Source organism: Filibacter tadaridae (assembly GCF_900609045.1).
Classification (GTDB): domain Bacteria; phylum Bacillota; class Bacilli; order Bacillales_A; family Planococcaceae; genus Sporosarcina; species Sporosarcina tadaridae.
On the sequence record NZ_UXAV01000041.1, the window covers coordinates 86,131 to 110,552 of the forward strand.

Here is a 24,422-nt window from a genome sequence, read left to right on the forward strand (position 1 = left end):
AGTTAAAATAAAGTACTTTTGTAACAAACAATCATATTAGTTTCGCGCATGGTTACTTCAATACAAAACACGCTCATTATTGATTTCATCCATCGATAATGGGCGTGTTTTTTACAGATTTTTGATGGTCGATTCAATTAATTTAGAATGGATATTGACGTTTTTCTTCCTGGACAGAAATCCACTTGAAAGTTGTGAATTCGTCCAGTGACCAATCTCCACCAAAACGACCGACGCCGGAACCTTTTACTCCTCCGAATGCTACAAGTGGCTCATCATTGACGCTTTGGTCATTGATGTGCACCATACCCGTCTCCATTTTTTGTGCGAAAGCCATCGCTTTTTCAACTGTTCCTGCATGAACAGATCCGCTAAGACCGTATTCAGTATCATTGGCTATGCGAAGCGCTTCTTCTTCACTAGCGGCAGGAATAATTGTCACGACAGGCCCGAACATTTCGTTTTTAGCGGTGGACATTTCATTCGTACCTTTTAAAATATAAGGAGACATGACGTTGCCGTCGACCGATCCTTCGAGCAAAACCACTGCTCCTTCTTCTTTCGCTTTTTCAACTTCACCAAGAATTCGCCCAACCGCTTTATGATTGATGAGGGGTCCAATTAATGTATCTTCATTGGAAGGATTTCCAACCTTAATCTTTTTCGTGAATTCCACATATTTATTCGAAAACTCTTCGTAGATGTCCTGGTGAACGATAATCCGGTTAACAGCCATGCAAATTTGCCCGCTATGCATATATTTGCCAAAAGCAGCTCCTTCGACCGCCCGTTCAATATCCGCATCTTTAAGAACAACAAACGGGTTGTTGCCTCCAAGCTCAAGGACTACTTTCTTGATCATACGACCGCAGATCTCACCGATATGGCGTCCGACACCAGTTGAACCGGTGAAAGAAATCATGCGGGGAATCGGATGTTCGACGAAAGCATCACCAATTTCACCAATATCGGGTACTACGACATTCAATACACCAGCAGGAACGCCGGCTTCTTCAAAAATTTTACCAAGCACTGTTCCGCCCGACAACGCCGTCTGTGAATCCGGTTTTAAAACAACGCCGTTCCCCACTGCAAGCGCCGGTGCAACTGAGCGCATTGCAAGATACATCGGGAAGTTAAATGGCCCAATAACTCCGACCACTCCTAACGGCATGCGGAAAACCTTATTTTTCTTTCCCGGTACGATCGACGGCGGTGATGTCGCTTCTACATGAAATGGAAACGAAGCCGCGTGACGCGTAATGGCGATGCAGAAATCGACTTCCACATTTGCTTTGATGAACGTTGATCCGCCATCTTCAATTAGTAGCTCCACCAATTCCTTCCGACGTACTTCCATAATTCGTGCCGCCTCATTTATAATACGAGAACGCTCAAATGCGTTTACCCCGGCCCATTTTTCTTGAGTAGAATTCGCTGCTTGATATGCTTCATCAACATCATTTACACTCGCCGACTGGAACGATGCGATTTTCTCTTGTGTGTAGGGATTCGTCAAATCGATCGTACTCGATCCCGTTCCCTTTTTCCATTGCCCACCGATAAATTGTGAATCTAATCCTGAATAGTTAACCATAAATAAAACTCCTTCCTGTCTCTCTTGTTCCACTTCTAGTTGTTTTCCCTTCAGACAGAAGGGCAAACATTCATTATCTTAAGCAGTCGAGCGAGATAAACAGTCCTTGTTGTTTGAAATTTCATGAAGGCTTCTTGCACCAGTATTTCAAATTCATATGAGATAAAACAATCCACCATTTATAATTTCAATTTTAATCCTTGCCTCGTATTGTTGGTCCATTGCTTCTTTCTCTATCTCGTAACATTCAGGTCTGTCTTCTACCCCTTCATAGAAATACTCCAATACATTCCTATCCTTTTGCCATCTCATTTTCGCTTCTTCAGCCCATTTGTGATCCTCTTGTTGTATGCTATTTTCAATAACTCCATCCAATCGCTCCAGTGCTCGAATAGGTTTTATCGTATACGGCAGATTAAATGTATTCTCTGGCCTAGTTACACCCAAATCCATTTCACTTAACGATTCCTGAAACCCTTCCAAAAGAGTACCTGTCATTAAATTCATGCCTAATGAATAAAGAACTTCTTTTGTTTGATCACTGAAATACGTTATTTTATAGTTAACACCTAACCACGGTGTCAATATGGTCTTCGTCCCAAGATTATCTGCTACCTGCTCATACATCTGTACAAATGAGCCCATCTCATTAGTTGCTTGGAACAGTTGACTAAGTCGGGGAGAACCGAAGTGGATAACTTCCCCTTTAATGTCATCATCAAGCTTATTTGTATCGGTGATAAACGTTAGTTGTGCTGGGTTTGGCTCGGCCCCTGTGCTTTCCTGATACTTCCAATAAAATGGTCGATTCATAATTCTTTTATCCATTTCAATCGTTAGTTGTACGTTGATGAAGTGGTCATTTTCATTTAATATTTGGCAATTGTTCTCTTTGAAAAATTGTTGTAAATAACTGTGAATTTGTTGTGGATACATATACACCCTTCCTCTCCACCTTTATCTCAAATGGTCTTTTTGAAAGCGGATAGAATATCGTCTAACTCACCCACTACTTTTTCAAAAACTCCGATTTTAACATAAAGCAAGTCCAATATATGGTCCTCAATTGTATTTTGAATGGCCAGATTGTAAATATGGACGTCATTTTCCTGCCCTAACCGATGGACACGTCCGATTCGCTGCTCTAACTTCATGGGGTTCCAAGGTAAATCATAATTAATGACATGGTAGCAAAATTGTAGGTTTATACCTTCACTACCGGACTCCGTGGCAATTAGTACTTGCGCTTTTTCCTTAAACAGTTGTTTCATCCATTCTCGTTTGTTTTTGTTCAGTTTTCCGTTGAAAAGTACACTTGTGATTCCTTTAGAATGTAAATACCACTGCAAATAGGTTTGGCTAGCACGATATTCGGTAAAGATAATAACCTTACCGTTTGCCCGAGAAACAATTTCATACGCCTTTTCCGCTTTCGAATTTATTTCCAGTGCCATTGCCTTATGAATGATCTCATCTATATAAGAACTATCTTCTGGTTTAATGCATTTTTCTCGCATATTAGTTAAGGTCAAACATGTAGCTTCCTTACTACTGCACATTTCCCTTTGTAGCGTAATCATAGAGAAGGCATCCGAAAAAACAGGAGAAACAGTTGGTAGTTCTGAAATCATATCGTAGACTTCTTTTTCTTCTTTTGTAAAATCGATGGGTATTATTTCTACATGACGGTTTGTCCACTCGATTCCTGTATCCTGTCTTCTATTTCTTACCATCACCTGATTAACCAATTCCTTCAAGTACTCTTCCTGTTCTACGTCGTGCTTACTCGCGGAAAATGATGCTTGAAAAGACTCGTAATTACCGAGGTGACCAGGTTTCAGTAATGATATGAGGTAAAACAATTCAAACACATTATTTTGAATCGGCGTGGCAGTTAACAACAAACAAAACTTTTTCTTTAAGTTTTGTACAAACTCATAATTCTTTGTTTTGTGGTTCTTCAATTTGTGTGCTTCATCAATGATGATCAAATCATAATCCTGTTCATAGATCTTTTCTTTATGTGGGCTTCTTTTCGCCATATCTATACTCATGACGACAATCGTACAATGGTTTAAATCGTAATTTTTTCTATACTGCATGGCCGGAATATGAAATTTTTGATTGAGCTCTTCAATCCATTGATTGGTAAGAGAAGCCGGAACCAAAATGAGCGCCTTTTTCACAAGACCTCTTATTAAGTATTCTTTTAAAATCAAACCAGCCTCAATGGTTTTACCAAGTCCAACTTCATCTGCAAGAATCGCTTTTCCATTCATCCTTTCAATAACCGTTTCCGCCACTTCCAATTGATGGGCAAGCGGCGTAAGGGTGGGTAAATATTTAGGAGATTGAAGACCTTGGAAATCTGTAATCAAGTTCATTTTTACTACGTCGTAGCTCATTGTATATAATGTCCAATTATCCCATGCTTCACGATTTTCCAATCGTTCTATAAAGCCTTCTTTCCACTCAGTCGACCTTTCAATTATCATTTACTTCACCTCATCCAGCTTTTCCTTTTTTATTAGATTGTCCCAAAAAGGAGTTCCTATGTTAAACTGATTGATTTTACACTTCATTACTTTGCGCCAACAAAAAAAGACCGAGGATTTCCCCGGTCTTTTAAATATGAGGTTAAAACATTTTAGTCGTCCAATTTTCACCGTTCCAAACAGCAGTTACAAGACCTTCATAAAAGTCAGGTTCATGCGAAATCAGCAATACGCTTCCTTTATATTCCTTTAAAGCTCGTTGTAATTCCTCTTTCGCATCCTTATCAAGGTGATTCGTCGGTTCATCGAGGACGAGTAAATTCGTTTCAGAATTGATTAATTTACAAAGACGTACTTTCGCCCTTTCACCGCCGCTTAACACTTTCACTTTGCTTTCAATATGCTTGGTTGTTAAGCCACACCGAGCTAAAGCAGAACGTACTTCATACTGCGTGAAATGTGGAAACGTCTCCCATACTTCTTCTAGGCATGTATTATTGTTTTCCGACTTCGTTTCTTGCTCAAAGTAACCGATTTCCAAATGGTCCCCACGCTCGACTGAACCTGAAAGCGCCGGGATTTCTCCAAGAATACTTCTTAAAAGCGTCGTTTTCCCGATACCATTTGCGCCTGACAATGCAATTTTTTGCCCGCGTTCCATCGTTAGATCCAACGGCTTGGATAATGGCTCATCATAGCCGATAACAAGTGCTTTCGTTTCGAATAGGAATCTGCTAGGAGTCCGTGCTTGTTTGAAGTTGAATTGTGGTTTCGGCTTTTCAGCATCCAATTCGATAACATCCATCTTGTCTAGTTTTTTCTGGCGGGACATTGCCATTTTACTCGTCGCTGCATTCGCTTTGTTGCGCGCTACGAAGTCTTTTAGATGGCTAATTTCTTTTTGCTGCTTCTTGAAAGCGGCCTCTACTTGTTGCTTCTTCATTTCATGCACTCTTAAAAACTCATCATAGCCGCCGGAATACCGAGTGATTTCTTGATTTTCCATATGATAAATCAGCTGAACAACGCTAGTTAAGAACGGGATATCATGCGATATTAAGATGAACGCATTATCATAGTTTTGCAAGTAATTTCGAAGCCAGTCGATATGCTCAACATCCAAATAGTTCGTCGGCTCATCAAGGAGGAGGATATCCGGTTTTTCCAGCAATAACTTGCCAAGTAGCACTTTTGTCCGTTGCCCGCCACTTAAATCATGGACATCCTGATCCAAACCGAATTCTGTCAATCCGAGCCCATTCGCCACTTCTTCCACTTTGGAATCCACGATATAAAAGTCATTATTCGTAAGCTCTTCTTGCATCTGCCCCGTATCCTCAAGAAGTTTCTCGAGCTCGTCCACATCCACTTCAGCCATTTTAGCAAAGAGCGCATTCATTTCCGTTTCCTGATCATATAAATACTGAAAAGCGGTCCGCAATACATCCCGAATGCTCATCCCTTGTTTCAACACGACATGCTGATCCAAATACCCGACCCGTACTCGTTTCGCCCAACTAACCGTGCCGGCATCAGGCTCAAGCTTTCGGGTAATAATGTTCATGAACGTCGATTTCCCTTCACCATTCGCACCAATTAGCCCGATATGCTCACCTTGTAATAACCGGAAAGAAACATCCTCGAAAATCGCACGATCCCCAAAACCGTGACTTAAATTCGTTACAGTCAATAAACTCATTTATTTTACACCTATTCCTTTTGTAAAGATTATTCGACTTCGCCGACAAAACGTACGAAAAATATACCGAATCCATTTAATTATATAGTGTTCACATTGATGATGATAGGGTTTACATTGAAATCCGGGTTAGAAATCCCCACAAATCAACATAAAATCATTAATCTTCGTAGTCCGATCATTCAACGCGAATTGCAATCAATAAACCTCGTGTTCCGATCATTAATCCCCGTAGTCCGCTCATTCAACGCAAATTGCAATAATTTTTCATCAAAAAAAGCACCTCGTACTAACACAATTCAAAATTGCATCAAAACTAGGCACCATGCATCAATTGAATATGCGATTGAGGTCACTATCATTATTCCTCATTCAAACATTCGATATACAAAAAAAGATCCTTATAATAAGAATCGACTTTCGTAATTGTAAAACCAGATTGTTTTAGCAAGTCAAGCGTATTCCGGTTTAACTGACACCCATCAGCAACTCTCGCCCATAATGGATTCAATAAATCTTGAGCCTTCCCCAATAGTTTTTGATCCATTCGAACATGTTCAAACAACAAGAGTTTAGCCCCTTTTTTACTAACTCTCCTGATTTCCTGTAATGCCTTGGCCGGTTCTGGAATCGTACAAAAAACAAGCGTCGCCACGACAGAGTCAAATGTGTTATCAGCAAAAGGAAGTTCTTCAGCTGAAACTGTATGCAATTCAATGGGTATACATGCATTTTGGATGGCGACTAATGATTGATTGCTCATCAAGGGATTAGGTTCAATTGCGTCTACTTGTATTGCGTGTTCGTAGAATGGAAAGTTTACACCCGTCCCCGAATCGATTTCCAGCACTCTTCCAACTGCTTCGTTTATAAGTCCCATTCTAACTTTTTTTAAACGTGTTTTTCTAGCGGTTTCATAGCCGTGTCATATAGTCGCGGAAACCATTTCCCCATTCCATTTACCTCCCCCGAATTTCTGCACTTAAATAAGTGGCAGACGTTGACCATTTTTTCATACTTGCTTTACCATTCGGCGGTATCATAACGACCTTGGTTACGAAACATTGGATGAATATATTCGTTCCTAAAAGCGAGATGCTTTTCATCAATTCTTTTCTCCGGGAAAATCCGATATAAAGAATGGTTCGATGCCACTTTCTATAAAGAAACTCTTCATGGAAGGTCGTTCAATTGCCGCATTCGGTTGTAAAACTTCTTGCCGAAGACGTGTACACCATTCAGTGTCCAGTTCCGGAAAACTTTCTTCATACGTCAACGTTCTTTCATCTTCAATGTGAATGAAAAACCATACAATGAACGCATACATTACTGGAAAATCACGCTGAATAGCTTGCTGATGTGTCACAAATGCCTTCATATAGTGATGAAGCTCATGCCGCCGCCATTCGCCAAAGCCACCATCGAACTTTCTTAAATGCTGTGGGGTAAATGAAAAACTACTCCCCGAATGCCATGTACCAAGCATCATTGTGAAAGCCATCAATGCATTCCTACGCACTTCCTTATCTTTATCATCCATATACAAATCGTAACGGGCATACTCTCCACATATGCCTGTATCAAAATAACCAATACCGGCACCCGTTATAATGTCTTTTACTTTTTCTTTAATCGACATTCTGCACCCCTATCTCTGCACATAATGCATGAGCTCCGTCTTGTATTTCGCGATTTCTTTACTCGGCTTCGGATCCAATAACAACTGCATAAGATCGACAATCGCATGCTTTGGTTTACCCAACTTATAGTCTGCAATTGTTGCCATCGCGCGAAAGGCTTCCGAATCGCCAAATTCGCAAATCCCTTTATCCAATATACGTTCAGCTTGCTTATACTGGTGCAGTTCAAAATAATTACAGGCGAGATCCATATAGGCTTTTTTCAATAAATCTTTTGGTAACCCTTGTTCGATTGCTTGTTTATAATTATCGATTGCCTGCCGTGCATTTGCTAGAATGCTGTAATTCCACGCACATTCAAAATAGATGCGCCCATCCTTTTCTTCAATACTTTCCAATAATGCAGTGGACTCTGCGATATCACCTTCACGACGCATATCAATCGCTTGTTGCAGTCTTTTCAATGCTAGCCCCCCTTTTGGATGAACTGAATATTAATGACACATTCAACCTAAACGTCAACATACTATCGTCTGAATATCTATATCATAAAAGGTACCAGATTATAAAACAACTTAGAGTTGTTCTATAATCTGGTACCTAAAATTTAAAAACCTTATTACCTAATTCTTTGTTTTCTCATCCATTGCGTTGCGACCCACTTTTCACCTGTTATAACAGGTGCTCCGCCATGTAGCGTTAAATTATTCAAGTTTTCGTCATTATAGAAATATTCAAAGTAAACCGCCATGCCTTTTTGCGGTGTTACTGTTAGATTCAGTTTTGGAAAAAACGTTTCTCCACCTTGTTCTACATCATTTAAATACATAATGAGCGTACTAATTCTATTATTGTTTGCTACCTTACTTGTTGATGAAAAGAAATCATAATGGGCTTTATATTCTTGACCAGGCGTATATTTAAGGATTTGAATGCCTTCTCCGTGTTCAATGGGGATATTCATAATAGATGAAATTCTATTCTCAACTCTAGTAACAGTTTCGTTTTCACTTTCTTGAAAAAACATACCACTACTTGTTCGCAGTTCATTTACTTCTCGTGTCTTCCCAATTTTTGAACGTTGCATTTTGTCCTTTGACAATCTGATTAGTTCATCGCATTCTTCATTACTTAAAACATTATCCAAAACCACAATCAATGGCTCTTCTAATCGAGTGATTATGTCTATCTCTCTGTCTGTTTTTATTTTATTTCCAACGTGATCAAATATCGTTTGTTCTTTATTCTCCGTTATCATCTTCTATAGACTCCTTATACTATTTAATTTTCAGAACGAACACGTTTTTTTGAAATGGTTATACTTGTTAAAACTATTCCTTTAATTCAAACAATTAAGTGCAAGGGTTTGCGCTTATACTTTCTTCTTTGAATGATTTTATTTTATCACGTCTTTTTCTCATATCGCAAATTTAGAAAACACTTTAATTTAAGGTAGTTTTCGTAGATGCGTTTGGAAATAGTATCAATCACTGAACACACTTTATGTGCTTTTCAGTTATCCCACGCCATTTTGTGCACACATCTCCCCGGCATAATACGAAAATTCAATCGCTTATCCTTTTAAATCCATTGTACTGTATTATCGTTTCCGAACTAAAGAGTATAGGACAGTTAACGAAAAAGAAACATCATACTCCTAGTGCAAAATGCAAAGCCGATTAACAAAGAACTTGATAAACCTGCACTAGCATGGTAAATTGGAAAAAGAAAATTTCATACTGAAAACAATATGTATAACCTCAATAATATGGTTTGAGGGTCTCTACCAGGAACCGTTAAATCCTGATTACAAAAGTGCTGTTCACTTTGTAATCGGGATTTTTTTGTTTTCTTAAAATCAATTATTCGATACATTTATAAGTATTTTCCTAAAGGGAAAAATAGAGAAGTGAATAGGAGAGAATATAATGGATTTTAGAGTTTTTATACTGGCGGCATCTACGATTACAGTAGGGCTGGTTGAATTGATTGTGGGTGGTATATTACCAGTTATCGCAGACGACTTGGGCGTTACAATTGGAACGGCGGGACAACTTATTACGGTTTTTGCGCTTGTTTATGCAATTGCCGGTCCTGTTCTATTATCACTTACCGCAAAAGTTGAACGGAAAAAATTGTATCTGATTACGTTAGCGGTATTTTTCATCGGAAATATTATGACCTATTTCAGTCCTACATTTTCCCTGCTGATGATTGCAAGGATCATCACGTCAATGAGCGCGGCTTTGGTGATTGTCCTTTCCTTGACCATAACAGCGAGGATTGTAGCCCCTACACTACGGGCGAAAGCATTGGGATACATTTACATGGGCATCAGTTCGTCCCTCGTATTGGGAGTTCCCCTTGGAATCATCATTACGGATTCATTTGGATGGCGTACTGTCTTTTTAGGGATTGCCATTCTCTCAATCGGTTCCTTCATTCTAATAGCTGTATTCCTTGAAAAGATTCCTACTGGAGAAGTACAGCCGCTTTCCGCACAAATTAAAGCGCTTGGCAATAAAAAAATTGTTTTCGCCCATTTGGCTACAATGTTCATGTTAGCCGGACACTACACTGTATACGCATATTTCACACCGTTTTTAGAAACAAATTTACAGCTGAATCAATATTGGATTAGTATTTTTTATTTCCTTTTTGGTATTGCTGCTGTCAGTGGCGGGGCATTCGGAGGGGAACTTGCGAATCGGATCGGCTCTGCGAAAAGTATTTTAATCATCCTGGGTGCATTCGCCCTTGTCTTATTTGCACTTCCTTATTCGACATTTTCGGTTCCACTCTTTATAGTTGTGATGATGGTGTGGGGAGCATTAAGTTGGAGTCTTGCACCTCCACAACAAGATTATATTATTCAAACAGACCCGGTTTCTTCTGATATACATCAGAGTTTCAATAATTCCGCTTTACAGATTGGCATTGCGCTGGGCTCTGGTATCGGCGGTGTCGTGTTGGAGCACACTGAATCAGTTACCAGCACAGCAACAATCGGATCCGCGGTTGTAGTCATCGCCTTTGTGTGCGCCGTCATTTCACTATCCATGTTTCCACGTACGGCACTGAACCCCAAAACAAACGAAACTGATTGCGATTGAACTACCCCCACTTTGTTCAATCAACGCATGCAATAACTCAGGGAAATGTATTGCAATAGCCCTTGTTTTATCATTCACGCTATGATAAAGTTATCTAAATAGTTTATACTAAATATATTGAACTAATGATTCCATATAATTTCCAGCGAGTGCCGAGCGTTGTTGAGAGGATTCTTTATAGCAATATATACTACTAACTTCATATTTTATTCTTATCAAGAGAGACCGAGGGATTGGCCCGGAGACGTCTCAGCAACCAGCCTGTTTAGGCACGGTGCTAACTCCAATAGGTATTCAGTTACCTAGAAGATAAGAAGATTGACTTCGTAAATTCGGGGACCCTCTTCTTATAGAGGGTCTCCTTTTTAATTTCAAAAGAAAAGAGTGAATCTAATGACAAAACGAAGTTTAGAAACCACCCTCGTGCAATTAGGAAATAACAGTGATCCGAAGACCGGCGCCGTCAACCCGCCCATTTATTTATCAACGGCCTACAAACACGAAGGACTTGGCAAGTCGACCGGTTACGATTACACACGGACGAAAAATCCGACCCGTTCCATTTTGGAAGAAGGAATTGCACAATTAGAAGGCGGCGATGCGGGTTTTGCATGCAGTTCGGGTATGGCCGCAATTCAGTTGGTCCTATCGCTTTTCCGCCCGGAGGATGAATTGATTGTTCCGGAAGATATTTATGGCGGTACCTATCGCCTGCTCAAACAGTATTCTGACGTCTACTCAATCGGTACGACGTATACGGATTTTTCCGATGTTAATGAGACCGAGAAGTTGATCACTGTTAAAACGAAGGCACTATTTATCGAAACACCGACGAACCCTTTAATGCAAGAATTCGATATCCGGCAGTATGCGGAACTTGCCCGGAAATATGATTTACTGCTGATTGTTGACAATACGTTTTTAACACCTTATTTCCAACGACCGATTGAACTTGGCGCCGATATTGTCGTGCATAGTGCGACGAAGTATATCGGAGGTCATAACGATGTTCTTTCCGGACTTGTCGTTGCGAAAGGTGACAAGCTATGTAAAGATTTGGCTTCCAACCATAACGCTATCGGTGCAGTCCTCTCCCCTACCGATTCTTGGTTAATCATCAGAGGGCTGAAAACACTGCATTTACGGATGAAACAGCATGATGCAAACGCGAAAATAATTGCGAACTATTTAAAAAGTGAACCACTTGTAGTAGATGTTCTCTATCCCGGGGAAGGTGGCATGCTATCATTCCGTCTACAAGAAAGTGAGTTGGTCGAACCGTTTCTTGAAAATCTCCAACTCATCACTTTTGCAGAAAGCCTTGGCGGAGTGGAAAGTTTCATCACCTATCCAGCAACACAAACCCACGCCGACATCCCCCGCGAAGAACGGATACGACGGGGCGTCGACGACCGACTCTTACGTTTTTCTGTCGGAGTGGAAGAAGCCGATGATTTGATAGCGGATTTAAGACAAGTTTTTGCGTCAATGAAAAGTAAGATGCTCCAACCAGGACTTTGAATAAAAAACCAACTAGAAAGAAGGAAACCAATATGACGAATTCAGCAACAGCTAACACAGTCAAGAAAGCACCATTTAAAGCAGATCACGTCGGTAGCTTCTTACGACCGGAACGTCTTAAACAAGCCCGCCTTCAAAAAGAAAACCTTGAAATCACTGCAGAAGAATTACGGAAAATCGAAGACGAAGAAATTATAAAGCTCGTTGAAAAGCAAAAAGAGGCTGGATTGCAATCCGTGACAGACGGAGAATTCCGCCGTAAATGGTGGCACTTTGATTTTCTTGCCGGCTTTGACGGCGTCGAACTATACCAAACCGAAGAAGGCGTCGAATTCAAAGGCGTCTCGCGCAAAGCGGATGGCATTAAAGTAACGGATAAAGTTAGGTTCAGCGATCATTACATGATTGAACACTTCAAGTTCCTGAAAAGTATTGCAGGCAATACGGTGGCAAAGTTTACGATTCCTAGTCCGAACATGCTACTTCACAGGGCGACATTCGAAGAAGGAATCTATACGAGTAACGAAGAATTAGTTAATGATTTGGTTACCGCTTATCAGGGCGTAATTCAAGCACTATATGATGAAGGCTGCCGTTACCTGCAACTAGATGATACGTCCTGGGCTTCATTTCTTTCTGAAGAAGGAAGAGAAGCGATGAAAGCAAAAGGCCTGAATCCAGACCAGGTTGTACAGCAGTCTGCACAGGCAATCAATGAATCGATTGCGAAAAGGCCGGCTGACTTGCTCGTGACGATGCATATATGCCGCGGCAACTTCAAATCAACCTACTTTTCTAGTGGCGGCTACGACGAAGTATCTGCGACTATTTTCGGCGGATTACATGTTGACGGTCTTTTCCTTGAATTTGATGACGAACGTTCCGGAAGCTTTGAACCGTTAGCTCACGTGAACCGACCTGATCTTTCCATCGTATTGGGACTGATCACGTCTAAATTCGGCGAACTGGAAAACCCTGAAAAAGTGAAAGCAAGAATAGCGGAAGCTGCAAAATATGTTCCGTTGAATCAACTCTGCCTAAGTCCGCAATGTGGGTTCGCCTCGACGGAAGAAGGAAATCTGTTGACGGAAGAACAGCAGTGGGAAAAAGTACGTCATGTTGTCGCTATTGCGCAAGACGTCTGGTATTAATTCATAACAAAAAGGCATCTTCCTAGTTCAAGTGAACCGGAAGATGCCTTCTTATATTCAAAACTCAGCTCTTAACGACAGCCAGCTGATCCTTTCTAACTTCTTTCGCCGCCTCCACCATGATCTTCAACGCATCAATCGTCTCTTCTTCTTTTCTTGTTTTCAAACCGCAATCAGGATTAATCCAAAATTGGTTCGGATTAATGGTTTTGAGTGCGCGATTAATATTTTGTTTCATTTCATCCTTGCTTGGAACACGTGGACTGTGGATGTCATAGACGCCTAGACCGATTTCTTTATCATACGTATTATTCTCAAATGCAGCGATGATTTCACCATGGCTTCTTGACGTTTCAATCGAAATAACATCCGCATCCAGTGCACTAATCGATTTAATAATGCCGCTGAATTCCGAATAGCACATATGTGTATGAATTTGCGTAGCATTTTCAACAGAAGAAGTCGCCAATTTGAACGCATGGACAGCAGCTTCTAAATAGCTTTCCCTTTTTTCTAAATCAAGCGGTAAACCTTCGCGAAGTGCTGGTTCATCTACCTGAATCATGCGAATGCCGTTCTTTTCAAGCGCTTCAATTTCTAGACGAAGTGCAAATGCAATTTGGTTTAATACATCGTAACGTGGAATATCATCTCGCACGAATGACCAATTCAAAATTGTCACGGGGCCTGTCAGCATGCCTTTTACAGATTTTGTCGTTAACGATTGTGCATAGACACTCTCTTTCACAGTAATCGGCTCACTAAACGCAACATCCCCTAAAATGAGTGGTGGCTTGACGCAACGTGAACCGTAAGATTGAACCCAGCCGAACTGTGACACTGCAAAACCTTCGAACTTTTCGCCAAAGTATTCGACCATATCCGTTCTTTCAAATTCACCATGAACTAAAACGTCAATTCCAATGTCTTCTTGAATTTCAATCCATTTGTCTATCTGATTTTTGATAAATTGCTCATAAGCTTGATCTGTAATTTCACCTTTACGCCATTTGGATCTTGTCTGTCTCACTTCTGGCGTCTGCGGTAAACTCCCGATTGTCGTTGTCGGCAGTAGTGGTAAATTAAAACGTCGTTGCTGCTCTTTAATCCGCTCTGCAAACGGCAATGAGCGATTCACATCTTGTTCAGTCAGCTTTCCAATCGTTTCTTTCACCTCGACGTTTTGCCGATATTTGGAGTTATTTAGGCGAGAAAGTGCGTTTCGACTCTCCTTAAGTTCAACCGCAATTGTTTCTGTTCCATCGTTAACCCCTTTACTAAGGAGGACAATTTCAGCAAGCTTCTCGTCAGCAAATGCCAGACCCTCTTGAATGATGGGGTCCAATTTTTCTTCCAATTGCGTACTGACAGGGACGTGTAGCAGTGAAGAAGAAGGTTGAACAATGAGACGATCCTTTTCAACATAGGTCTGAATTTCCTCTAACAGCGTTAATTTACCATCCAAATCTGCTCGCCACACATTTCGTCCGTCAATGACACCCGCCGCGAGTACTTTGTCTTTTGGGAAGCCATATTTACGTAGCAATCCAAGCGAATCACCATGAACAAAATCAAGGCCCAATCCTTGCACAGGTAGCGCAGCAACTGCTTCGTAATTTGCAACTTTTTCAAAGTAGGTTTGCAGGATAATTTTTACTTGCGGCACCGCTTCGTGAATTTCTGCGTACGCTTGTTGCACATGTTGGAAATCCTTTTCCGATAACTTACTTGTAAAAATTGGCTCGTCAATCTGAACCCACTCCGCGCCGGCATCTGCGAGCTCTTTCAATACTTCTATATACAGCGGCGTAAATTGTTTCAGTAAAACAGGGAAATTTTCATCACCGAAGGATTTTGCCAGTTTACAATATGTAACTGGGCCCAAGAGTACGGGCTTACCATCAATACCTAGTTTTTCTTTCGCTTCTTTATAAAATGCAAGCGGACGGTTTTCCACTAGTTTCGGTGTTACACCTTCTAGTTCTGGAACGATATAATGGTAATTTGTATTGAACCATTTTGTCATTTCAGAGGCAACCGCATCCTTAGTTCCACGGGCAATTGCAAAATACGTTTCCAAAGGCACTTGACCGCCTGAATACGCAAAACGTTTAGGCACCACACCAAACATAATCGATGTATCTAGCACATGGTCATATAGCGAAAAATCGCCGACTGGGATAAGATCAATACCGAATTCCTTTTGTTTTTGAAGATTATCCAATCGAAGTGCTTCAGTTGTTTTCAAAAGTTCATCTTCCGAAATCGATCCGTTCCAAAAGCTTTCCAATGCCCTTTTCCATTCACGTTTTCCACCAATTCTTGGGTACCCACTGTTTGAACTTTGTACGTTTGTCATTGTATGTTATCTCCTTTAATTTTTATTTTTGTATTCGTTTTAATACGTGTTACGCTAGGCTCGAACCACCTCCCTTGCTACAATGGCATCCACTTTACTGTGTATATACTTCGTCAAATCCACAGTCATGTCGTAACGCATGAAGGGAGTTATTAAATAAATGCCATGGAAATGCTCAAGCGCCACATCGATCAATTCCTTCGAAACCTGTAAACCTTCTTTCGTAGATTGTTCACGATTCCCATTGGATAGGGCCATTCTTGCACGTACTTGGTCTGTCAACTTAATGCCTGGTACTTCGTTGTGAAGAAATTCAGCGTTTTGCGATGAAGTCAGCGGCATATTTCCAATGTAAATCGGTGCTTTAATATGTTTTGTTGCCTCGTATAGTTCAATAATCCTTTCCGGGCTATAGATTGGCTGGGTGATAAAATAATCGGCCCCGGCTTCTATTTTTTTCTCCAATCTTTCTACGGCGCGATCCAAGTGGCGAACATTTGGATTAAAAGCCGCAGCTACGGTAAATGACGTTTTCTGCTGCAATGATTTTCCTGACTTCGAAACTCCTTCATTAAATTGCTTAATCAGTTTGATTAATTCAAATGATGTCACATCGAAAACAGATGTTGCTCCAGGAAAATCACCTATTTTCGTAGGGTCTCCCGTAATTGCCAATAATTCAGTGATACCTAATGTGTGTAATCCCATAAGATGCGACTGCAAGCCGATTAAATTGCGGTCCCGGCATGTCACATGAACTAGAGGTGTGGCTCCAATCGTTTGTTTAACAAGTGACGCCATTGAAGCATTGCAAATTCTTGGTGTTGCCAATGAATTATCCGCCAATGTAATGGCATCCACACCCGCATCCTTTAATGCCTGTGCACCTTCAAAAAATTTAGTTGTATTTAAATGTTTAGGCGCATCAAGTTCAACAATTATCGAATGCCTTTTTTTCACCGTTTCAAGTAATGTCGGTGATTGCGACTCTTTCAACTTAGACTCTGAAGCCGCAACTTTTGCCACTTTCTTTTTAACAAGCTTTTCCTGAATCGGCTCCCGGATTGTAAGTCCTTTCACTAGCGCTCGAATATGTTCGGGTGTTGTCCCACAGCACCCACCTATTAAACTGATCCCTTCCTTTCGAAAATTCAGCGCGAACTTCTCGAAGTATTCAGGTTCATTTTCGTAAAATAACTTCCCGTCTTTATAGCCCGGATAACTGGCGTTCGGGTACACCGACAACAAAGCGCGCTTCATCAACGGAACAGATTCCAAAGACTTCAACATATGGTAAGGGCCGAGGCGGCAATTGATGCCGACTATGTCTGCACCTAGATTTTCCAACTGCAACAAGGCGTCCGCAAGCTCCAGTCCATTTTGAAGTACACCCGCTTCATGCATCGATACGTTCGTAATGATCGGGATATCCGTCTCTTCGCGTGCAATTTTGAGCACAGTCGTTAATTCATCAAAATCGTAATACGTTTCTAAAAGCAGACCATCCACACCTTCAAGGAGTAAGCAATACAATTGTTCCCTGAAGCTGCGCTTGATTTCATCCTTCGTTCCTGTGGATGTTCGGGATCCATGAATCCCACCGATAGCCCCAAGGATGAACGTATCTTCACCGGCAGCTTTTTTCGCAATTTGAACCGCTGCTTTATTTATCTCTTTGACACTGTCCTCCAAACCGTGGCGTGCCAGTTTTATATAATTGGCGCCATATGTGTTCGTTTGAATGATATCGGCACCCGCTTCAATATAGGCTTGGTGAATGTGAAGCACTTGGTCGGGGTGCGTCAAGTTCAGTTCTTCAAAACAAAGATCAACCCCGTGTGAGTAAAGGAGGGTTCCCATTGCCCCATCACCGATTAAAATGCGTTCTTTCAAGGTATCTAGTAGATTCAACGACATCACACTCTCCTTTCAATTCTCAAAAAGTTATTTCAAAAACTCTCCTACTACTCCTTTTTCTTGAAAATACAAACTTTATTGGAAGTACTTTTATATACAAAAAAGAGCCTACTTCCTATGTTGAATAAAGGAAGTAGACTCTGATTTTGAATAAGTCTTCTCCTCATCTACCAAGTCTTGTTACCGACTTGCTGGAATTAGCACCGTGCCGAAATGGCTGGTTGCTGAGGTGTCATCGGGCCAGTCCCTATACCTCTCTAGATAAGAAAAACTATTAAGTTGGATTTGTTTGCTTTCGTTAATATAGACTTTACCTTATTGTCGGAGAATTAGCAACACATATTTAAAAATTAATTTTATCACACTCCTGGTGCCGGTTTCTGACACCACTTGTGCTCTTCACATTGTGGCAGTACCTGGCTCCGGCTTCAGAGGAAGAAGCTGGTAGCCGGATTCACTGGAATCATAAGTTCCCATTGAAACTGCTGTAGCCTCTAATCTTAAGTAGTCCTCGTTATTCGCCAAATCACCCCAGTTCCAGGTATTGCTGATTTTCCGGCAAACAAACCGAAGTCTGCGATGTAAAGGGCACCGTGGTGATCAAAAACGGCATCAATGGGACGTTCGAATCCACCCCCGTTTGTCGCAGATGCAGGTAGGCCGGATTGATTAATGGCAAATACATGTACCTGCCCTGTTTGCATATCTATACGAGACACACGATGTCCAACACGTGGAAGTGATTTTCCTCCCGTTGTAACGGGATCATTGGCACCGAACTCCGCAATAAATGCATCCCCTATTGTGGCAAAAGAGGGATCCTCATTGAAACTGAATCCCATTGTGGCTGAGTGTGCCGGAAAGGTAGCTACTGGACGCGGAGGTTGCATCGGATGTTCCGCCAACAAAAAGGTTGGTTGGGGCATCCCCTCCGGTTTAAATTGTGGCAAGGTGACTGGCAATCCCCCGGTGAAATCCGGAAACCCATACCAGACATCAGGTCGAATCCACTGGAATTCGTCCGGCGAGTTGGCGACTGGCCGACTACCGCGTACGTCTATCCCGTGATTGGCCGCAAACAAGCGATGATAACTGTCAAACCGCAATCTGAAAGGATTCCGCAACCCCCACGCAACCAATTCAAGCTCCGAACCATCCGGATTGGCCCTTAATATGCTTCCATTTGCACGACTAATTCCATCCACCGTTTTTCCAGGATAAGTTGCAATACCAAAAGGTACATACGCACCCGTTCTGGATAAACGCTTTGGAAAACTATCTAAAAATCCTGAACTTTGATAGTCCTGCCCATTCAAAGTAATTCTCCCGCCAGGGTAATCATGAAAGAAAGGATGCTCTTTGACCCAGCTATTGTCAGTTCCTACAACCCCACTGTTCGTCGCAGTTCCCTGACCAAAATACATTTTGCCATCCGGACCGAACACCACCCGGTTATTATGGTGGTCACCATTACTGGGCAGGCCATCTATGATGTCCTTTTTCGTCCCATCAGGTTGGATTTTTGTGACATAACGACGATGTGCAACGTAAATATCGCCATGATATTCAGTAATTCCTGTCAATGGAGGATTAAACCCATCGGCAATAACTGTAAAGCCTTCCCGCGTCAGTTTCAGCACCTTGCCATTACCATCCGTTATACCGGAATCCGCAACCAACATTTCCGCTTTACCTGTAAAAGTTATATTAATCGGCGTGGTTAAACCGGTCGCAAACACGTCGATGGTGTACCCGGCCGGTAACAAGACGTCTCCAGGATCAATCTTTCTTTGTTGGGAAACTTTCCGTTCGGACATCGTCCACTATCCCCTCTCTACGGTTTCCCTATCAATCTATTCAACAATTGGGCTTTTGGGTACTTATAACCGTCACAGGTTCCATTCCTTTCTTATACTATATAAGGACGTTGTGATAAATGGGTAAAACAAATAGGAGGGAAACCATGTATTTTACCAAAGCCATACCCTCTCATCCACATGACATACACCTTTTTTTTAACAAGTGGTCACCTACAAAAAAGATGATGTTTACAGCATTGATGGCGGCGCTTGCAACAATTCTACAATCCGCCGGGGGGTTGTTACCAAGTATTGGTTATTTCATTAGCCCATTTGCGACTGCACCGATTTTGCTGGGTGCGCTGATTTCATTCCGTTCGGGGGTTTTAGCTTACGTATTAACAATCTTCCTATTAGTCGTAATTCAACCAACTGAATTGATCATTTTCCCTTTCACCACCGGCCTACTTGGATTAGTATTAGGGTCGACATTCCGCGCTTTGAACCGTCGCTTGGGCGTTCTATTAGCAACAAGTTTACTCTTAGTCATAGGCATCTGCGTACCTTTGTATGGTCTAGGCTTTCCTGTTTTCGGCCCCACAATTTCTTCCTCGTTCAGTATGCTGTCTTTACTGATTATTTTTGGATTTTCGCTTCTATACAGTTGGTTTTGGTTGGAATTCGGTCTCTATTTTCTGCGTAAGATTAAAGCAATCCTGGGGATAAAATAAAAAAAGACCTTTCGCAAGTTCAATGTTGAACTTGCGAAAGGTCTTTACAGACTGACAAAGTCATTTCCAATTCGTATGAAAAGATCCTTCTACATCAGTGCGCTCGTACCTATGTGCACCAAAATAATCACGTTGTGCTTGTAAAAGATTTGCGCTGGAATTAGCTGTACGATAGCTATCATAATAAGAAAGGGAAGCGCTTAGGGATGGAAATGACAGCCCCGACATTACGCCTTCAGTAATAACTTTTCGCAGGCTTACCTGATACTCTTTCGTCTTTTCTACAAAATAAGGTGCAACCAATAAATTTGCTATGCCCCTTTGTGCTTCATACGCTTTACTGATTGTATTTAAAAATTCAGCTCGTATAATACAACCGCCACGGAAAATTAAAGCGATGTCTTTTAACGGCAAATTCCAATCATAAAGTCCCGAAGTCATTTTGTACTGGGTAAACCCTTGTGCATACGCACAAACTTTCCCCATATATAAGGCTTGTCTTACATATTCAACCCATACATCTTGATCTAAGTCATCATTTTGAATTTCCGGACCTGCTAATAGAGTTGATGCAGGTACGCGTTCTTCTTTTTTATGGGAAAGGTAACGAGCGAATAACGATTCCGTAATAATTGACACGGGGATACCGTTATCAATTGCTTGGATGCTCGTCCATTTCCCCGTACCATTTTGGCCGGTTTTATCGAGTATACGATCTACAAGCGGCAAACCTGTTTTGTCATCTTGCTTTCTTAATATATCGGCTGTGATTTCGATTAGGTAACTTTTCAATTCGCCTTGATTCCACGTTTCAAATATATCAGCGATTTCCGTCAATGGAATATGCAGTTTCTCTCTTAAAAAAGTATACGCCTCGGCAATTAGCTGCATATCCGCATACTCAATCCCGTTATGGACCATTTTCACAAAATGGCCAGCGCCTTTCGGACCGATGTAAACGCAGCATGGTTGCCCTTCCACTTGGGCGGCAATTTTAGTAAGGATAGGTGCCACTTTTTCATACACTTCTTCATCCCCACCAGGCATAAGGGAAGGTCCTTTTAATGCACCTTCTTCGCCGCCTGAAACGCCGACACCTAAATAATCGATTCCCGTGACCTTTAATTCGTCATACCGGCGTGCGGTGTCTTCGTAATTTGAATTGCCGCCGTCCATGATGATATCGCCTGGCTCAAGATGGGGAACGAGTGACTGAATCACCGAATCTACCACTTTTCCAGCTGTCACCATAAGAAATATTTTTCTTGGTGACTGCAGAGATTGTACAAAACCTTGTACATCATAATACGGATAAATTTCCTCGTGTCCACTTTTTTGTACGAGTTGATCAGTTAAATCAGGTGTGTAATTATAGACAGCCACCTTTTCACCCTTACTCGCCATGTTTAACGCGATACTGCTACCCATTACTCCTAGGCCCATAACGCCAATCGTATTGCCCATCTATTTTCAACCTCCAATTTAAACAACTAAACTTAATAATAAAATAAAGCCTAATCCAGCTATTGAAATAATCGATTCAAGCAATGTCCATGTTGCAAATGTCTCTTTCAATGTCAAACCAAAAAACTCTTTAAACATCCAGAAACCAGCATCATTCACATGTGAAGCGATCAAACTTCCTGCCCCAGTTGCCAATACGACCAAAGCTAAATTCACATCGGATGTGCCCAACATCGGTATAACCAATCCAGCCGTTGTTAAAGCCGCAACAGTTGCCGACCCCAAAGCAATCCTTAATATAGCCGCGATTATCCATGCAAGTAAGATAGGTGATAAGGAAGTTTCACTAAATAATTCCGCTACGTAGCCACCAACACCACCATCAATGAGCACTTGTTTAAACGCCCCACCGCCCCCGATGATTAAGAGTAGCATCCCAATATTTGCGATTGCGATCGAACAAGAATTCATCACTGTTTTCATCGGAATATTTCTAGCTAATCCCATTGTAAAGATTGCGAGCAATAAAGATAAAACCATTGCTGTAGATGCATTTCCTACGAAACGAACAATTTCGAATGCCTGATTATCCGCAATGTCAGCTGTCTTCTGGACCATTGAAATAATTGTGGCGATAGACATTAAAATAACAGGAAACATTGCCGTAAAAACACTGATTCCAAAACCGGGTGTATCTTCAATTTTAAACGTTTTTTGTTCACCCAAAGAAGCAATATCCCCTGTCCGATTGAACGAATCAGGTACAAGTCTTTTGGCAAGCTTTGTAAATAAAGGACCCGCTATAATGACGGTTGGAATTGCGATGATAAAACCATAAAGCAAAACTTCACCAATATTAGCACCATATTCTCCAGCGATTACAGTCGGTCCTGGATGCGGTGGTAAGAATCCATGAGTCACTGATAAAGCAGCAGCCATAGGAATCCCTAAATATAAAATAGAAACCTTTAATTGTTTTGAAATAGTAAATACGATTGGAATTAATAACACCAGTCCTACTTCAAAGAACAAGGCGATGCCGATAATGAATGACGCAACTACAACGGCCCATTGAATATTTCTTTCCCCGAATTTATCAATCAAGGTTATCGAAATACGTTGCGCACCTCCCGCATCCGCGATTAACCTACCCAACATTGCACCAAGACCGAAGATCAATGCCAAATGGCCAAGTGTTCCACCCAATCCGGCTTCAATTGAGGAGACAATACTATCCAGTGGCATACCCAAGGCTAAAGCGACACCGAAGGAGACAATGATTAAAGAGACAAACGTGTTTAATTTGAATCCCATGATTAAAATAAGTAATGCTACAATCCCTACTGATACAATGATTAACGGCATAATAATCTCCCTCTGTGGTTCCTTATTTAGTTGAAATTAAGCTTCTCTGATAACTTGCGATACTCGCATACTCGTTTTCCAGTACTCTGGATAAATTAATGAATATTGGTAATAGCTTTTTGTATTCATCCACATCGGCTTCAATCGGTGTATGCTTATGCGTATTACCGACCATTTCAGACACGACATCAAATGATTCGACCTTTCCCGTGGCATAGAGTCCCAAAATACAAGCACCCAAACACGAACTTTCATAGCTTTCGGGAACAATCACTTCCAGATCAAATATATCGGCCATCATTTGACGCCATACGCTTGATCTTGCAAATCCACCAGTCGCTTGAATTCGAGTAACGGGTTGATCCATAACTTCTAGTAATGCTAAAAAAACTGTGTACAGATTATAAATCACGCCTTCAAGAGCTGCGCGAATCATATGTTCCTTCTTATGCGACACTGTTAAGCCAAAGAATGAGCCCCGCACGTCAGGATTCCACAAAGGTGCACGTTCACCCGCTAGGTACGGATGGAATAACAAACCATCCGAGCCAGCTCTTACACGTTCGGCAATCTTCGTTAACACTTCATACGGATCAATACCTAACCTTTTCGCTGTCTCTACCTCTGATGATGCAAATTCATCTCTAACCCAGCGAAGTACGATACCGCCATTGTTTACAGGCCCGCCAATGACCCAATGGTTTTCGGTTAATGCATAACAGAATATCCGTCCCTTTTCGTCTGTTTGAGGACGGTCAATGACGGTCCGTATCGCACCACTAGTACCAATCGTTACCGCGACTTCACCCTTACCGATCGCATTGACACCTATATTAGAAAGCACGCCATCACTTGCGCCAATGACAAATTTAGTCCGCGGATTAATTCCAATTTTTCTTGCTAATTTTGAGTCACAATTCGTAAAAACCGTTGTTGTCGGTACAAGTTCAGACAACTGCTCTGAAGTGACACCAGCAATTTCCAACGCTTCTTCATCCCAATTCAGCTTCTCGAGATTCATCATCCCCATCGCTGAGGCCAACGAATGATCCACGACGTACCGATCAAAAAACTTTTTAAAAATATATTCTTTAATGCCTATATATTTTTTCGCTTTGGCTGCTAGCTCAGGACAATCATGCACAATCCAAGCAATTTTGCTTAATGGAGACATAGGGTGAATCGGTGTACCAGTTCGTTTATATACCTCATGACCATTTAACTCTTCTTTTATTTTACGTGTCCAAGCTTCACTTCGATTATCTGCCCACGTGATACACTGCGTTAGGGGCTGATCGTCTTCATCCATCGCAATAACACTGTGCATCGCACTGCTAAATGATATGAACAACAGACGGTCCGGAGAAATACCGGAATTCCCCATTACATTCGAAATTACTTGCATCACAGCTTGAGATATTTCTTCTGGGTTCTGTTCAGCTGTCGACATATCCGGCGTAAAAAGAGGATAACCGATATTCTCTTGCTGAATGATTTTACCTTCTTCAGTAAATAAAACAGCTTTCGTACTTGTCGTGCCTATATCTACGCCTAACATATAATTCGTCAAA

General features: G+C 41.4%; 18 protein-coding genes and 3 riboswitches. Of the genes, 4 read left to right on the top strand and 14 right to left on the bottom strand.

From position 1 onward, the window contains the following. Positions 1 to 142 precede the first annotated feature (142 nt). The 8 genes from FILTAD_RS08955 to FILTAD_RS08990 form a co-directional block, all read right to left on the bottom strand. Entirely contained in the window at positions 143 to 1,597 is a 1,455-nt protein-coding gene (locus FILTAD_RS08955; protein ID WP_124070255.1) for an aldehyde dehydrogenase family protein, read from the bottom strand. Between the two features lie 153 nt (positions 1,598 to 1,750). Further along, positions 1,751 to 2,533, bottom strand: coding sequence for a YqhG family protein (locus FILTAD_RS08960; RefSeq protein ID WP_124070256.1), 783 nt, complete (start codon positions 2,531 to 2,533; stop codon positions 1,751 to 1,753). A gap of 26 nt (positions 2,534 to 2,559) precedes the next feature. Continuing rightward, positions 2,560 to 4,092 (bottom strand): DEAD/DEAH box helicase, encoded by a 1,533-nt coding sequence (locus FILTAD_RS08965; RefSeq protein ID WP_124070257.1) that lies wholly within the window; start codon positions 4,090 to 4,092, stop codon positions 2,560 to 2,562. Positions 4,093 to 4,234: 142 nt separating this feature from the next. Then, positions 4,235 to 5,791 carry an ABC-F family ATP-binding cassette domain-containing protein gene (locus FILTAD_RS08970; RefSeq protein ID WP_124070258.1) on the bottom strand — a complete coding sequence of 519 codons (1,557 nt, stop codon included), beginning with the start codon at positions 5,789 to 5,791 and terminating at the stop codon, positions 4,235 to 4,237. A 361-nt stretch (positions 5,792 to 6,152) separates the two neighbouring features. Next, entirely contained in the window at positions 6,153 to 6,671 is a 519-nt protein-coding gene (locus FILTAD_RS08975) for a class I SAM-dependent methyltransferase (protein ID WP_345788893.1), read from the bottom strand. Positions 6,672 to 6,896: 225 nt separating this feature from the next. Next, positions 6,897 to 7,430 (bottom strand): hypothetical protein, encoded by a 534-nt coding sequence (locus FILTAD_RS08980; protein WP_124070260.1) that lies wholly within the window; start codon positions 7,428 to 7,430, stop codon positions 6,897 to 6,899. Positions 7,431 to 7,439: 9 nt separating this feature from the next. Beyond that, a complete protein-coding gene (locus FILTAD_RS08985) occupies positions 7,440 to 7,895 on the bottom strand; it encodes a tetratricopeptide repeat protein (RefSeq protein ID WP_124070262.1) in 456 nt (151 codons plus the stop codon). A gap of 155 nt (positions 7,896 to 8,050) precedes the next feature. After that, the gene (locus FILTAD_RS08990; RefSeq protein ID WP_124070264.1) at positions 8,051 to 8,689 is read right to left on the bottom strand and encodes a 2OG-Fe(II) oxygenase; all 639 of its coding nucleotides are present in this window, start codon (positions 8,687 to 8,689) and stop codon (positions 8,051 to 8,053) included. 472 nt (positions 8,690 to 9,161) lie between these two features. Then, positions 9,162 to 9,261, top strand: a riboswitch (purine riboswitch). Between the two features lie 98 nt (positions 9,262 to 9,359). Here FILTAD_RS08990 and FILTAD_RS08995 point away from each other — a divergent pair. From FILTAD_RS08995 to FILTAD_RS09005, 3 genes are all read left to right on the top strand, one after another. Then, entirely contained in the window at positions 9,360 to 10,544 is a 1,185-nt protein-coding gene (locus FILTAD_RS08995) for an MFS transporter (protein ID WP_124070266.1), read from the top strand. A 209-nt stretch (positions 10,545 to 10,753) separates the two neighbouring features. Then, a riboswitch (SAM riboswitch) is annotated at positions 10,754 to 10,860 on the top strand. Positions 10,861 to 10,937: 77 nt separating this feature from the next. Next, the gene (locus FILTAD_RS09000; RefSeq protein WP_124070268.1) at positions 10,938 to 12,065 is read left to right on the top strand and encodes a methionine biosynthesis PLP-dependent protein; all 1,128 of its coding nucleotides are present in this window, start codon (positions 10,938 to 10,940) and stop codon (positions 12,063 to 12,065) included. Between the two features lie 32 nt (positions 12,066 to 12,097). Continuing rightward, on the top strand, positions 12,098 to 13,216 hold the full coding sequence (locus FILTAD_RS09005) for a 5-methyltetrahydropteroyltriglutamate--homocysteine S-methyltransferase (protein ID WP_124070270.1): 1,119 nt from the start codon (positions 12,098 to 12,100) through the stop codon (positions 13,214 to 13,216). A gap of 64 nt (positions 13,217 to 13,280) precedes the next feature. Here FILTAD_RS09005 and metE read toward each other — a convergent pair whose 3' ends face one another. The 3 genes from metE to FILTAD_RS09020 form a co-directional block, all read right to left on the bottom strand. Next, positions 13,281 to 15,575, bottom strand: coding sequence for a 5-methyltetrahydropteroyltriglutamate--homocysteine S-methyltransferase (gene metE, locus FILTAD_RS09010; RefSeq protein WP_124070272.1), 2,295 nt, complete (start codon positions 15,573 to 15,575; stop codon positions 13,281 to 13,283). 54 nt (positions 15,576 to 15,629) lie between these two features. After that, positions 15,630 to 17,486 (bottom strand): bifunctional homocysteine S-methyltransferase/methylenetetrahydrofolate reductase, encoded by a 1,857-nt coding sequence (locus FILTAD_RS09015; RefSeq protein ID WP_124070384.1) that lies wholly within the window; start codon positions 17,484 to 17,486, stop codon positions 15,630 to 15,632. Between the two features lie 166 nt (positions 17,487 to 17,652). Continuing rightward, positions 17,653 to 17,760, bottom strand: a riboswitch (SAM riboswitch). A 232-nt stretch (positions 17,761 to 17,992) separates the two neighbouring features. Next, a complete protein-coding gene (locus FILTAD_RS09020; protein WP_124070274.1) occupies positions 17,993 to 19,309 on the bottom strand; it encodes a PQQ-dependent sugar dehydrogenase in 1,317 nt (438 codons plus the stop codon). A gap of 146 nt (positions 19,310 to 19,455) precedes the next feature. Here FILTAD_RS09020 and FILTAD_RS09025 point away from each other — a divergent pair, with 146 nt between their 5' ends. Continuing rightward, positions 19,456 to 20,022: a YybS family protein gene (locus FILTAD_RS09025; RefSeq protein ID WP_124070275.1), complete on the top strand. Its 567-nt coding sequence runs from the start codon at positions 19,456 to 19,458 to the stop codon at positions 20,020 to 20,022. A 60-nt stretch (positions 20,023 to 20,082) separates the two neighbouring features. On the opposite strand, the gene gnd is transcribed toward FILTAD_RS09025, so the two are convergent. The 3 genes from gnd to gntK are packed head-to-tail and all read right to left on the bottom strand — an operon-like array spanning position 20,083 to position 24,421. Further along, on the bottom strand, positions 20,083 to 21,486 hold the full coding sequence (gene gnd, locus FILTAD_RS09030) for a decarboxylating NADP(+)-dependent phosphogluconate dehydrogenase (protein WP_124070277.1): 1,404 nt from the start codon (positions 21,484 to 21,486) through the stop codon (positions 20,083 to 20,085). Between the two features lie 18 nt (positions 21,487 to 21,504). Next, a complete protein-coding gene (locus tag FILTAD_RS09035; protein ID WP_124070279.1) occupies positions 21,505 to 22,851 on the bottom strand; it encodes a GntP family permease in 1,347 nt (448 codons plus the stop codon). A 22-nt stretch (positions 22,852 to 22,873) separates the two neighbouring features. Further along, on the bottom strand, positions 22,874 to 24,421 hold the full coding sequence (gntK, locus tag FILTAD_RS09040; RefSeq protein WP_124070281.1) for a gluconokinase: 1,548 nt from the start codon (positions 24,419 to 24,421) through the stop codon (positions 22,874 to 22,876). Position 24,422: the final 1 nt, after the last annotated feature.

What these genes read in the sequence shown, in the direction of transcription:
- FILTAD_RS08955 (WP_124070255.1), bottom strand. Translation starts at nt 1,597, where the DNA reads ATGGTTAACTATTCAGGATTAGATTCACAATTTATCGGTGGGCAATGG.
- FILTAD_RS08960 (WP_124070256.1), bottom strand. Translation starts at nt 2,533, where the DNA reads ATGTATCCACAACAAATTCACAGTTATTTACAACAATTTTTCAAAGAG.
- FILTAD_RS08965 (WP_124070257.1), bottom strand. Translation starts at nt 4,092, where the DNA reads ATGATAATTGAAAGGTCGACTGAGTGGAAAGAAGGCTTTATAGAACGA.
- FILTAD_RS08970 (WP_124070258.1), bottom strand. Translation starts at nt 5,791, where the DNA reads ATGAGTTTATTGACTGTAACGAATTTAAGTCACGGTTTTGGGGATCGT.
- FILTAD_RS08975 (WP_345788893.1), bottom strand. Translation starts at nt 6,671, where the DNA reads ATGGGACTTATAAACGAAGCAGTTGGAAGAGTGCTGGAAATCGATTCG.
- FILTAD_RS08980 (WP_124070260.1), bottom strand. Translation starts at nt 7,430, where the DNA reads ATGTCGATTAAAGAAAAAGTAAAAGACATTATAACGGGTGCCGGTATT.
- FILTAD_RS08990 (WP_124070264.1), bottom strand. Translation starts at nt 8,689, where the DNA reads ATGATAACGGAGAATAAAGAACAAACGATATTTGATCACGTTGGAAAT.
- FILTAD_RS08995 (WP_124070266.1), top strand. Translation starts at nt 9,360, where the DNA reads ATGGATTTTAGAGTTTTTATACTGGCGGCATCTACGATTACAGTAGGG.
- FILTAD_RS09000 (WP_124070268.1), top strand. Translation starts at nt 10,938, where the DNA reads ATGACAAAACGAAGTTTAGAAACCACCCTCGTGCAATTAGGAAATAAC.
- FILTAD_RS09005 (WP_124070270.1), top strand. Translation starts at nt 12,098, where the DNA reads ATGACGAATTCAGCAACAGCTAACACAGTCAAGAAAGCACCATTTAAA.
- metE (WP_124070272.1), bottom strand. Translation starts at nt 15,575, where the DNA reads ATGACAAACGTACAAAGTTCAAACAGTGGGTACCCAAGAATTGGTGGA.
- FILTAD_RS09020 (WP_124070274.1), bottom strand. Translation starts at nt 19,309, where the DNA reads ATGTCCGAACGGAAAGTTTCCCAACAAAGAAAGATTGATCCTGGAGAC.
- FILTAD_RS09025 (WP_124070275.1), top strand. Translation starts at nt 19,456, where the DNA reads ATGTATTTTACCAAAGCCATACCCTCTCATCCACATGACATACACCTT.
- gnd (WP_124070277.1), bottom strand. Translation starts at nt 21,486, where the DNA reads ATGGGCAATACGATTGGCGTTATGGGCCTAGGAGTAATGGGTAGCAGT.
- FILTAD_RS09035 (WP_124070279.1), bottom strand. Translation starts at nt 22,851, where the DNA reads ATGCCGTTAATCATTGTATCAGTAGGGATTGTAGCATTACTTATTTTA.